This window comes from Roseivirga spongicola (genome assembly GCF_034376045.1).
In the GTDB taxonomy this organism is placed as follows: Bacteria; Bacteroidota; Bacteroidia; order Cytophagales; family Cyclobacteriaceae; genus Roseivirga; species Roseivirga spongicola.
Genome location: NZ_CP139724.1, coordinates 3,882,722 through 3,895,439 on the forward strand (window position 1 = coordinate 3,882,722; position 12,718 = coordinate 3,895,439).

General features: G+C 40.3%; 9 protein-coding genes. 6 read left to right on the forward strand and 3 right to left on the reverse strand.

Annotated elements, in window-relative coordinates; translation table 11 throughout:
* Positions 1-33 precede the first annotated feature (33 nt).
* Together T7867_RS17150 and T7867_RS17155 are read right to left on the reverse strand one after the other, a co-directional pair.
* Complete coding sequence (locus T7867_RS17150; RefSeq protein WP_084375680.1) at positions 34-555, reverse strand: hypothetical protein; 522 nt, start codon at positions 553-555, stop codon at positions 34-36.
* A 364-nt stretch (positions 556-919) separates the two neighbouring features.
* A complete protein-coding gene (locus T7867_RS17155; protein ID WP_068224106.1) occupies positions 920-1,810 on the reverse strand; it encodes a sterol desaturase family protein in 891 nt (296 codons plus the stop codon).
* A gap of 112 nt (positions 1,811-1,922) precedes the next feature.
* On the opposite strand from T7867_RS17155, the gene T7867_RS17160 reads away from it, so the two are divergent.
* The 6 genes from T7867_RS17160 to mnmA all read left to right on the forward strand — a co-directional run bounded on the left by T7867_RS17160 (position 1,923) and on the right by mnmA (position 11,197).
* Positions 1,923-4,406 carry a zinc-dependent metalloprotease gene (locus T7867_RS17160; protein ID WP_084375679.1) on the forward strand — a complete coding sequence of 828 codons (2,484 nt, stop codon included), beginning with the start codon at positions 1,923-1,925 and terminating at the stop codon, positions 4,404-4,406.
* A gap of 321 nt (positions 4,407-4,727) precedes the next feature.
* On the forward strand, positions 4,728-6,422 hold the full coding sequence (locus T7867_RS17165) for an amidohydrolase family protein (RefSeq protein ID WP_084375678.1): 1,695 nt from the start codon (positions 4,728-4,730) through the stop codon (positions 6,420-6,422).
* An 11-nt stretch (positions 6,423-6,433) separates the two neighbouring features.
* Positions 6,434-7,807: an amidohydrolase gene (locus tag T7867_RS17170; RefSeq protein ID WP_068224084.1), complete on the forward strand. Its 1,374-nt coding sequence runs from the start codon at positions 6,434-6,436 to the stop codon at positions 7,805-7,807.
* A 6-nt stretch (positions 7,808-7,813) separates the two neighbouring features.
* Positions 7,814-9,145 (forward strand): amidohydrolase family protein, encoded by a 1,332-nt coding sequence (locus T7867_RS17175; protein WP_068221651.1) that lies wholly within the window; start codon positions 7,814-7,816, stop codon positions 9,143-9,145.
* A 61-nt stretch (positions 9,146-9,206) separates the two neighbouring features.
* On the forward strand, positions 9,207-9,893 hold the full coding sequence (locus T7867_RS17180) for a CPBP family glutamic-type intramembrane protease (protein ID WP_068221649.1): 687 nt from the start codon (positions 9,207-9,209) through the stop codon (positions 9,891-9,893).
* 98 nt (positions 9,894-9,991) lie between these two features.
* Complete coding sequence (mnmA, locus tag T7867_RS17185) at positions 9,992-11,197, forward strand: tRNA 2-thiouridine(34) synthase MnmA (protein ID WP_068221647.1); 1,206 nt, start codon at positions 9,992-9,994, stop codon at positions 11,195-11,197.
* Here the strand turns inward: mnmA and T7867_RS17190 are convergent.
* Positions 11,194-12,717 (reverse strand): SGNH/GDSL hydrolase family protein, encoded by a 1,524-nt coding sequence (locus T7867_RS17190; RefSeq protein WP_068221645.1) that lies wholly within the window; start codon positions 12,715-12,717, stop codon positions 11,194-11,196. The genes mnmA and T7867_RS17190 overlap by 4 nt on opposite strands.
* Between the last annotated feature and the right edge of the window lies 1 nt (position 12,718).

Genomic DNA, 12,718 nt, shown 5'->3' on the forward strand with positions numbered 1-12,718 from the left:
GGATGGATTACATCTTGCACAAAAGAAAGAAACCTACCTGTTTCTTAAATACCTCTCTGGGAGAGGAAACGCAGCACTTTCCCCCATCCAAAAGACAGAAACGATAAACCAACGATCTGTTCCCTTCAGCAGCTGAATACTGTTGATACCCCTAGCGAAAGGCTTTTCATCGCTTTCATTTCTTCGCGATTCATAGGTAGAAAACACATGTGCAATAGTGCCATACTGTTCCACTTTTCTTGCAATCTCGATTTCAAAAAAGCCATCTCGCTCTAAACTTACTCCAGCCTGATCAATATACTCCTGAACAGTCCAAGTTCGGTACCCCACCTCTCCAGTTTGTGGATTTTTCCCAGTTGGCATTAACCTTCCTTCTGGAACAAACAGGCTTTTCATTCTATCCCAATCGCGCTTCTCTCCTGCCGGGCCTGAAATAACATCATAAAGAGCTGCTAAAATAGCGTCCATTGATTCTACATCTTTTGGATTTACATCCTGAGCATTTAGTTGAAGCGTTGAGGCTACGAGAGTCAAAAGGAAGAATAGTCTTTTCATTGCTAAAAGTTTTAGAGTAATGAAGATAAGATTTTTGATTTGGTACAGGGCGAAATGTGTATGACTTATAACGAGGTGAAAGTTGCTAAAGGTATTGGGTCATGGGTATTGAGTAATGAGATAAACAGTCCTCTCTTTTTCATTCTGAGCGCAGCCGAAGAATCGGCCAAGATTTATTTTAGGCAGATCCCTCGCTCACTCGGGGTAGAAACGTGCTGACACCTGATTCCTTATTTCTAAGGGGTTCCTAAGTATTGTAAAGTCCAGTGCATCCTATGCCTGTGAATAGGATTTATCTCTGCGGTCGAAATGACTTAGAGAATCAACACTCTCTGGGAGTATCTCAGTAAGCATATTGCAAAATTCAGTACCTCTTCCTAAAACCATGCGTTATTTGCTGCCAGAAAGTTTTTGGAAACTTCTTTACCCCGGGAAAGCCAAGCTTTATTGATTTACCTGAGTAAGGTATGTAGGCTGTTCCAAAAAGATAGTCCCATATGCTAAGTGTAAGCCCAAAGTTCACTCCATACTTTCGGTCTTCCGGAAGATCATGAGCATGGTGCCACATATGCATATTGGGGTTATTCAATACGTATTTCAAAGGCCCTAAGCGAACCTTAATATTTGCGTGATTCCAATGGCCAATGGCAAGGGTGAACATGTGAACGAAGAAGAAATCATCAATTCCGAAACCAATCATGGCCAGTGGTAAATACTCAATAGTTCGGTACACCACCGTTTCCATCCAGTGATAGCGCAAATGAGCAGCAAAACCCATCTGCTCTACGGAATGATGTACTTTATGATATTCCCAGAGCCTTGGAGAATAATGCAACAATCGGTGGGTCCACCATTGAATAAAGTCACGAATTATAAAAAGAGTAAACAGTTGCAAAAGAATAGACCACGAACCAATTTCCAAAGCGACCACGTTGGTCAAGCCAAATAATCCAAGAAAGTCGTTGAAAGCGTTTACAAATACTTCCGAAAGAGCATTAAAAAGTATGAGTGAAAAAAGAAAGAAGTTGAAGAACATGTAAAATGCATCTAGCCAAAAGTCTTTTCTAAACTTTGGCTGATCTTTTCTCCACGGCCTTAGCCATTCCCAAGTGAGAAAAAGCAGCGAAATAAGAATAAGTGCCCAAAAGTAATTTTGCCACCAAGGTTTATAGTCATATTGAAAGCTTATCTCTTGCCACAAATAGTTGGCATAGCCTTCATACGCATTTCTTATAATTTCAATATACCTCTCCACAAAAAGCAGCTTTGAACCAACCACTAAAATAATCAATAACCCACTGTATGAATAACACTTTTTGAATTGCAGAGTTTCCCCTTTTTTCAAAGATTGACTAATATAAATGTATATGCAATACAGATTGACCAGAAAGTCCGTGATAGCCGCTATCACGCTAGGCTTTGTGCTAATGGGCAGCACCGATACCCAGGCGCAGAGGCGCAATAGAAACCAACAAAATGAAGCAGCAGACCAGCCCAAGCAGGAGACTCCTAAAAAACAGGAGAAAACCTATGAGTCGGTTGTAAAGGGCATGCAGCTAGATGAAGGAATCTTTAATGTCTATCAAGACGATTCCAAAATCATGTTCGAAATTCCAAAGTCTGAGCTAAAGAAAGATATGCTTTGGATTACTCGCTTGGTGGCTTCTCCAGAAAATCTCAGCCCTTTTTTAGGCTCAGGTTGGAAAATGAATGAACAAGTAGTTCAGTGGGAAGAGATTCAGGGAAAGATTTACCTCAAAACCATCTCTTTCAATAACGTAGCAGACAGCACCGATGCTATATTTAAGTCTGTGGCAAACAACAATTTTGCCCCGATCATCGGTTCTTTCAAAATAGAAGGCCAACCGAAAGATTCATCGGCTTACCTAATTGATGTGACCGGCTTTTTCAACCAAGATACTAAGGCCATTAGTGCTTTAAGTAGCGGGATGAGAAGCCAAATGCAGGTAAGAAGACTAGATTCAGACAAAAGCTATGTAGAGTCTACCAAGTCTTTCCCAATCAACGTAGAGGTTCGTCAAGTAATGACTTACGATGCTGGGCGACCACCATCTAACTCTGAAACTGGCTTAATTTCTATGAAAGTGAGTCAATCAATGATCAAGCTACCAGAAGATAAGATGATGCCGCGTTTGGCAGATCAGAGAGTCGGATGGTTCACTCAAAGAAATATCAACTACAGTTCAGATGCACTTAAAGGAGATCAAGTTACTTTTCTCAAAAGATGGAGGCTCGAACCAAAAGACAAAGCTGCTTATGCACGTGGAGAGCTAGTAGAGCCTATTAAGCCAATAGTTTATTACTTAGACCCTGCCACTCCAGAAAAATTCAGAAAGTGGTTTAAGTTAGGTATTGAAGATTGGCAAGTGGCATTTGAAGCTGCTGGTTTCAAAAATGCCATTATTGCCAAAGACCCTCCTAGCCCTGAAGAAGATCCTGACTGGAGCCCTGAAGATGCACGCTATTCAACGGTTAGGTACATCGCTAGCATGACAAGAAATGCAGTAGGCCCAAGTACTGCCGACCCAAGAACTGGTGAAATTATAGAAAGTGACATTATCTGGTTCCACAACCACCTTCGTTCTTACCGTAATTGGTATATGATTCAAACCGGTGCGGCAAACCCAAAAGCAAGAACTTTAGATACGCCTGAAGATGAAATAGGTGAAATGATGAGAGCAGTAATTGCGCATGAAATAGGTCATGCTTTAGGACTTCCTCACAACATGAAAGCTAGTTCGGCCTACCCTGTTGAATCATTAAGAAATCCAGAGTTTGCAGAAGAGTACGGTGTAGCCCCAACCATCATGGATTATGCTAGACTAAATTACATTGCTCAGCCAGGCGATGGCGTGAAAAGGTTTATTCGAAAAATTGGCCCTTATGATAAATATTCAATCAATTGGGGATATAGATATATCCCTAACGCTAATTCGCCAGAAGAAGAAAAAGCTACCTTGAATGAATGGATAATCTCTAAAGCTAATGACAGAATGTATCGCTTTGGCGGAGGTGATGGCACAAACCCTGAAGCTCAAACAGAAGACTTGGGTGATAACTCAATGAAAGCTGATGCCTATGGCATGGAGAACTTGAAAAAAGTGGTTCCTAACCTGCTAGATTGGACTACAAAACCTGGCGAAGACTATTCTGATACAGAAGAAATCTATGGTGAAATCATTGGTCAGTGGAGAAGGTTTGTAGGACACGTAATAACCAATGTTGGCGGAATTACCGAGAATTATAAGTCTACCGAACAACAAGGGGTAGTTTATGAGGTACTTCCAGAATCTCAGCAAGTAGAAGCAATGAACTGGCTTATGAAGTATGCCTTCAATACTCCAGAGTGGTTGCTAGATGAGGATTTACTGAGAAAAATAGAAAACTATGGTGCAGTAAACAGAATTAGAAGCACACAGTCTTCATTCTTAAACTCCCTTTTAGACCCTACCAGAATGCAGCGCCTTATTGAAGCTGAAGCTTTTAAGGGTAGAAACACTTACACCATTTACCAACTATTGGCAGACACCAAAAAGGGTTTGTTCTCAGAGTTGAGTACAGGTAGTGAGATCTCTACTTACAGAAGAAACCTTCAAAGAGCATTTGTTGAAAGGCTTGAGTATTTAATGAACAATGAAGCAAGCAGCTTCCAAGCTAGACAAGTAAATATTGAGCAGTCTGATATTAGACCTGCAGTGAAGGGTGAATTAAAGACTCTTTTATCAGACCTAAAAACTGCTCAAAGCAAGTATACTAATAACAGAGCTGGGAATTTACACCTGATTGACCTTCAAGATAGAATTAAGGAAATCCTAGATATGGAAGACTAGAGTTACTTTCCTTAGCAGCACTGCTGCTAATTCTTGAACAAAAGGAGGCTACCTAATAAGCTTAAAAATCGGCATTGATTGTTCTACCCGAAACCCTATTTCCTTTTATGGTAAGTAAGGAGTTTCTAGAGATGCTGACCGATATAATAGTAAGCTTTTAAGTAGCCTCTTTCTATTAAAGCTATTCACATGACATAAGTCACTTAGCCATCTCCTACCCTCAACATCAATATGCTGCCACTCTCATATAAGATTTTGAATTCATAGTAGGTTTACCGTATATTTTCTCCTTGATTTTAACTCTAAACTAAATTGCTAAACATGAAATCACTTCGAAAGTTATGTCTTCACGCTGTGTTGCTACTTTCAATGTCGGTTATCTCATTAAGTAGCTGGGCACAAAGCGACCCTACCGGAGAGTCGCCAGTAACCAGAACCTACGCGTTAACCAACGCAACGGTTATAACCAAACCGGGAACGGAACTGAAAGAAACAACTGTAATCATCAAAGATGGTCTTATTCAGAGTGTGGGCAAAAATGCTTCTATCCCTGCCAATGCACAGGTAATAGATGCTTCTGAGCTCTACGTTTATGCTGCCTTTATAGACGGTATGTCTAATACGGGAGCAAAAAGACCAGAGAATCCACAGAGACCACAAAATCTTTTCACTCCAGACCCTCCAAATTTTTATGCTGGTATTACGCCAGAAAACAGTGTAGTTGAGCAATTAGATGTAGAAAGCTCTTCTATTGCTAGCTTAAGAGAAGCTGGATTTGCTATTTCTAATACTGTTCCTTACGGTAGAATGCTTCCTGGCTCAAGTGCTCTAATTCTTTTAAATGATGCAGATCATGCAGATGACATCATTATGAAGAAGGATGCAGCTCTTTTCGCGCAGTGGGTTGGAGCTCCTGGAGCTTACCCTGGTAACATTCTGGGTATGATGGCCAAGTGGAGAAACTTGTACAGAAATGCCGTTCAGGACAAAAAGCACTCAGAACTTTATGCTCAGAACCCTGCTGGCATGACAAGACCTGAAAATGACAGAGTAAGCCAAGCTTTCTTCCCTGTTATTGCTCAGCAAAAGCCTGTTATGTTCAATGTAGATGGCGTGCTTGATGTAAGACGTGCCATGAGACTAAGAGACGACCTCGGTTTTCCACTTATTGTAGCTGGAGTTGAGCAGTCTTGGGAATTGGCAGACGAGCTCAAAGCCACCAACACCCCTATCTTCCTTTCATTAGATTTACCTGATGAACCAAAAGCAAGCGATGACGAAGACAAGTCTGAAGAAATGGCTGCCATGGAAGAAAGAAGAATGGAATTCTACAAAATTCATGTAGCTCAGGCTGCTAAACTTCAAGAGGCTGGTGTAAACTTCGGTTTTGCAGTAGGTAGTGTTAGATCAAACTCTATCTGGAAAAACGTTCAAACCTATATAGACAATGGCTTAAGTACCGATGCTGCATTAGCTGCCCTTACTACTAACCCTGCTTCTATTCTTGGTATTTCTCAAGTTGTCGGAACAGTGGAAACGGGAAAACTAGCTAACGTTATGGTTACCACTGCCCCTCTTTTTACTAAAGATGCTAAGGTAAAGATGATGTTTGTTGACGGAGACAAGTACGAGTACGAAGTTAAAGAAAGAAAGAAAGCTGCTAACGGTGGTGATAACTCTAGTGCAACTACTGGAGACCCAGTTACTGGTTCTTGGACTTACGCCCTAATCACCCCTCAGGGAGACCAAGGTGGTAAAATGGTAATCAGCAAAGAGGGTAGCAATTACTCTGGCTACTTAACTAGTGACGATGGAAGCCCAGACACCGCTATGAACAACATTAGCTTTAGAGATAGCGAATTAGCATTCGATTTCTCTATAGATGCTGGTGGCCAATCTGTTCAAATTGTGGTTGTTGGTACTGTAACTGGCAAAACTTACGATGCTACTGCTACCGTTTCTTTCGGTGGACAAGACATCAGCATGGATTTAACAGCTACTAAAGACGAGCAATAAAAGAGATGACTATGAAAACGAAAAATATACTTCTATCACTTCTTCTTGTGCTATGCACATCTGCATTTGCTCAAGAAGCACCAAAAGGTGATGTTTTATTTAAAGGAGGTACCGTTTTAACAATCACTAACGGTGCATTAGAAAATACAGATGTTCTTGTTCGTGATGGTAAAATTTCACGTATCGGAAAGGGTTTAAGAGCTCCTAACGGAGTTGAGACTGTCGATATTACAGGTAAGTTTTTAATGCCTGGTATTATAGATGCTCACTCTCACATTGCAGGTTCTGCTATTAACGAAGGTACTAGCCAAGTAACTGCAGAAGTTAGCATGGAAGATGTTGTAGATCCTTACGATGTTTCTATTTATAGAGCATTAGCAGGTGGTGTTACTTCAATTCACCTTATGCACGGTTCGGCTAACGTAATTGGTGGTCAGAATGAAACCATGAAATTGCGTTGGGGACAAACAGACCCTGACATGCTTCGCTTTGAGGGTGCTCCTAGAACTATCAAGTTTGCTTTAGGAGAAAACCCAACCAGAGGTGCAAGAGCAAGAGGTATTCAGCCTCAAAGCCGTATGGGTATTGAAATGATGTTGAGAAACTCTTTCTCTGAAGCTCAAGAATATGAGAAAAGATGGAAGGCCTATAATGCCAGCAAAGACCCTAAAAAGGTTGCTCCTGAGTACGACTTAAGAATGCAAACCTTGGTAGACATCTTAAATGGCGAAGTACTTGTACACTGCCACTCTTATAGAGCAGATGAGATTTACATGTTACTAAAGGTATTCAGCGATTTCAACATTCCTAGACTTACTTTCCAACATGCTAATGAAGCCTATAAAGTAGCTCCAGAATTAGCAGCTTTCGGTGCAACTGCATCTGTTTTTGCTGACTGGTGGGCTTACAAACTAGAGGTTTACTACTCTACTGCTTATAACGCTGCTATTCTTCATGAAAATGGCGTTCTAACATCAATTAACTCAGATTCTGGTGAACTTATCAGACACCTCTTCCATGAGGCTGCTAAAACACAGAAATATGGTAACCTTTCAGACGATGAGGCCCTAGCAATGATCACTCTAAACCCTGCTAAGCAATTGGGTATTGATAACAGAGTGGGTTCTATTGAGGTAGGTAAAGATGCAGACATCGCTATCTTCGACAACCACCCTCTTTCGATTTACGCTGTTCCTCAAATGACTTTCGTGGATGGTGTGAAGTATTTCGATATCAACAATGACAAAGCTGATCAGAGAATTTATATAGATCCAGAATCTTCTATTGAAGAGGTTACTCTATTTGAAAAAATGGATTACAACCACAGATGTATGGAAGGTGCAGCTATCTTCTTTGGCCAGAACTTGATTAACCATCAACACTAAAAGACGATGAAAAAATTAAATTCATATTTAATCGCATGTCTGTTGACCATAGTATCAACTATGGCGATAGCTCAGGAAGACGATCAGGTACTTAAAGCTGAGTACGGTAAGTTCGCCCTAACCAATGCCAAAATATACACTGTTACTAAAGGTGTAATTGAAAATGGTACACTCGTAATTAACAACGGAATTATTGAAGCCGTTGGCGCCAACGTTCAAATTCCGAACGATGCCAAAGTAATAGATGTAGCAGGTAAAGAAATTTACCCTGGTATGATTGACGGTGGAACTACTCTTGGTTTGAATGAAATCGGGAGTATTGCCGAAGCGCAAGACTACAGAGAATACGGAGCAATTACTCCTCAAATGGAAGCTCTTACAGCTGTAAATCCAAATGCAGTTACAATCCCTGTAACTAGAGTAAGTGGAGTAACTACTGTTTGGACTATGCCTCAAGGTGGTGTTCTTCCTGGAACTGCTGCGGCTATTAACCTATTTGGTTATACGCCTGACCAAATGTATGCTGGCCAGAGAGGTATTGTAATGAACTTCCCTTCTACCGCAGGTGGAAGAAGATGGAGAAGACTTTCTGAAGACGAAATAAAGAAGCGTCAGGAAAGAGCTATGAAAGAAATCAATGAAACTTGGGACAAAGCTGAACTTTATGCCAAGATTGAAAATGCTGAGGATGTAAGAAATTACCCAGAGATTGAAGCATTGGTTCCTGTAGTAAAAGGTGAGACTCCTATCTTCATTGAGGTTAATGCAGCTCAAGATATTCTTAATGCCATTGAGTGGATTAAAGGACGTGGTTACAAGCAAGTTGTGCTAACTGGTGTTGCAGAAGGCTGGAGAGTTGCAGATGAAATTGCTGAGTCTGGTTACCCAGTAATTGCAGGGCCTGTTCAGGCTATTCCAACTCGTTCGTCAGATAGCTTTGATGCTGCTTACGCCAACCCAGGCATTATGTCTAAGGCCGGTGTTAAAGTAGCACTAAGAACAATGGATAATGAGAACGCCAGAAACCTTCCTTACCATGCAGGTTTTGCTGCTGCTTACGGCATGGGTAAAGAAGAAGCTCTTAAGGCCATAACTATTAATGCTGCTGAAATCCTAGGTGTTGGAGATCAGATTGGTTCTATTGAAGTAGGTAAGAAGGCTAACTTCTTTGTTTCTACTGGCGACCCATTTGAAACTGCCACTAAAATCACTGACCTGTTTATTGACGGTTATAAAGTTCCAATGACTTCTCGTCATATTAGACTTTACGATGAATTCTTAAATAGAGCTACTGGCGTAGATAAGACTAAGCCAGCTATTGAGATTAAAAAGAAATAATCAAACCAACCTTAACGTAAAAGCACTCTCATTCGAGGGTGCTTTTTTTTATTATTGCCTAATGAACAATATCACTCACGAATACCATTTCTTAAGAGGACTTTTTGAGGGAACAAAAAAACTAAAACCCTTAAAGCCTAGCTGGAATAGCTCTTACCTATTAAGAGTCTTACTTTTCTATTTAGCCCTAGATTTGGTCTTAAACCTAATTGTTGCCATACCTCTTTTTGCCCTCTTTGAAGAATACTTTGATACCTATCAAGATATTGGGGAATCTACTTTAGAACTCCTATTCTATGGAGTTATTCTGGCTCCTATTTTAGAAGAACTCATGTTCAGAATGCCTTTGAAATATCGAGAATCTCACCTTAAAGTTTACTTTATAGTTATTTCGCTGTTCTTTTTTGCTGCTCATTGGAGTATAGGATTATTAGCGTTAGCCACCAGTATTACCCTTGCTACATTTAGTTGGAAAACCAAATTCAAGCATGATCTAGCCCATTACCATAAAAAATACAGTAGAGAGATTTTTTGGGTACTCACCTCCCTTTTCGCCCTAGTTCATATTTTCAATTATACTCCAGAGACCATTCCTTTTTGGGTTTACCCATTCATGGTTATCCCACAGTTCATATCGGGCTTTCTCTTTGGAATAGTAAGAATTAGGTTTGGTCTAAGATACAGTATGCTCCTCCATGCCTGCCTCAACTTAATTTTAATTTCAATGGAAATAATTTGGCCTAGTTAAACTCATTTACACTGTAGTTAACTACTGTTGTTTTTTAGTTAGCCGCAGGTCAACTATTTTTGCCGAACTGTTGTTAGCCCATTTAATTGGAGAAAATAATGAGGAAGAGAGTTGTTGTTGGTCTGTCTGGAGGAGTTGATTCTAGCGTAACTGCCCATTTATTAATTGAGCAAGGCTATGAAGTAATAGCTATGTTTATGCGCAACTGGGTAGATGATTCCGTTATTATTTCTGATGAATGTCCTTGGGTTGAAGACAGTAACGATGCGCTTGCTGTTGCTGAAAAACTCGGTATTCCTTTTCATGTCATTGACCTAAGCGAGCAATACAAAGAACGTATTGTAGACTATATGTTCAGGGAATATGAGAAAGGCAGAACGCCCAATCCAGATATCCTTTGTAATAGAGAAGTTAAGTTCGACATATTTCTAAATGCAGCAATGAGACTCAAGGCAGACTATGTAGCCACGGGTCACTATGCTCAAAAAGAAACCTTTATCAACGAGGAGGGTAAAGAAGTTCATAAACTCATTGCTGGTGCGGACCCTGGAAAAGACCAAAGCTATTTCTTGTGCCAACTAAGCCAAGAGCAGCTCGGTAAGGCCCTCTTCCCTATCGGTCATTTGCAAAAATCTGAGGTAAGAAAAATTGCCAAAGAACAAGACCTGATTACTGCGGAAAAGAAAGACTCACAGGGTCTTTGCTTCATTGGTAAGGTAAGACTTCCTGATTTTCTACAACAGCAATTAAAACCAAAGACTGGTGAAGTAAGAGAACTCTCTGAAGATGCGGCTAATTTTGAATCACTTAAAACAAATGGTTCGGTCACCTTCAACTCAAAAAAAGAAGAACTGATTGCCCTTACCACTCCATATAGCTACCAACCTACTGATGGTAAAAAAGTGGGAGAACATAATGGTGCACATTATTTCACCATTGGTCAGAGAAAAGGACTTGGCATTGGCGGTACACCAGAGCCACTCTTTGTAATAGAAAAAGACACCGACAACAATATCATATATACTGGTCAAGGAGAAAATCATCCAGGCTTATTGAGAAAAGGGCTATTTGTACCGAAAGAAGAAGTTCATTGGGTGCGTCCAGATTTGGCCCTATCGGCTGGTGAGTCAAAGCAGTATTTGGCTAGAATAAGATACAGACAGCCATTAGAGCCTGTAGAAATTTACGCTGAAGAAGAAGGTCTCTATTTTATTTTTGAGAACCATCAAAAAGGCATTGCAGCAGGTCAGTTTGTAGCGTGGTATGATGATACCGAATTGATTGGATCTGGAGAAATAGCCTAAAAGCCTTTCAGAATTTTGTTACCTCCGTATTTGTTTGTCGGAACTCCTTTAATTGAATAGCCAAAGTTTTCATTTAAGCTTTCAATAATCAAATTTGCTAGGTATGCACTACCACGAGCATTTGGGTTTATTCCGTCAGTTGAAAAGAAACCGTTAGTTAAAAAACTGGGCAACAATGGTACATTGTCAACTAAAACCCCTCTAGAAGGTGTGGCAATTCTGTGCCCTCTGTACTCTCCATTAAACAGGTCCTCGAACATGCCATATAGATTCATAACTTCAACTCCTTCATAATCTGAAGCAACTCTTATGACAGAGGAGTTAAACTCCCCAATCCTTGCCTCAATAGCCCTATATTCTGAATGACTCAAAAACAAGCTTTTAGGAAGTGGGGTTAAGGGGAACCCTATTCTTTCCTCGTAAACTAATTTATCCACTTCAAACAAGGCTCTTTCATCTCGCCCAATTTCTCTAAACTGAGGAAATGACATTATACGGTTCCCACCCCTAGCATACTCATAGTTTTCTATTAAAGGTAGGTCGGTATCTGTAACTACGTAGCGCCAAGACCACTCTGCAGTATCTGGAACATCGAATTCTGGAGACCATACATAGTGTCTTTTATCAGCATAACTACCATGATTGTTCATGTACTCACCCAAAACATAATTGAACCCGAATGGAAAATTATTTACATAGTCATAGTTTTCTGCGATTTCCTCTCTAGATATATAGGGTGCCACTGTAAAATTGACCAGCTCGTAGAAGTTAGCAAACTTGCTTACGTTTGGAGTATTCAGAATAAGTACTTTTGACATGCTATTGGCAGCTTTCACTCTATCTATTAGGTTCCTCAGCTGATCTTCATAAAGCGTTGCACTTATAATATCATTAGTAGAAAGGTCAGTTAGCGTTTGCACATTAGGGTTTCCTTGCCCTCCGGCCATCGCGTAAGGTAATACCTCCTCAATACCAAATTGAATAATTACTAAGTCTGGTTTTATATTATTTATGCGTGCCCCTAAGCTTAACTGATCAAGCCCTAAGATAGATGGCTGTTTATCATTGCTTTCTGAGTGAAAGCATTTAAACCCAGAATGAGCAAAGTTCCTAGTGCTTTGTGGATCTATGCCGTATGAAAGCTGAGCTGCTTCTTGCTCAAAAAATCTTTCTGGATAAACCCTATCTTCACTTACATAACTTAAATATGATCTTCCAACAGACTCGTTTTCGTAAATATTTAAGCCATTTCCATCCGAGATAGTAAAGCCATAATCTGCATCTGGTTCATTATAAATACTTCTTAAAACAAGGTTACCCGCAGATGCACTCTTTGTTTGGTTATCGAAAACACCATCTTTAGTTCCAGAAAGCCAACCACCACCAATTATCATAACCTCCCTAATATCTGTTTCAGAAAGAACACTATCACGGTTCACTTCGGGAAACTCATAACTACACCCTATAACTAACCACCCTAAACAGAGCCCAAACAAAAGAATTCTAAAGCTGCTCCTCATG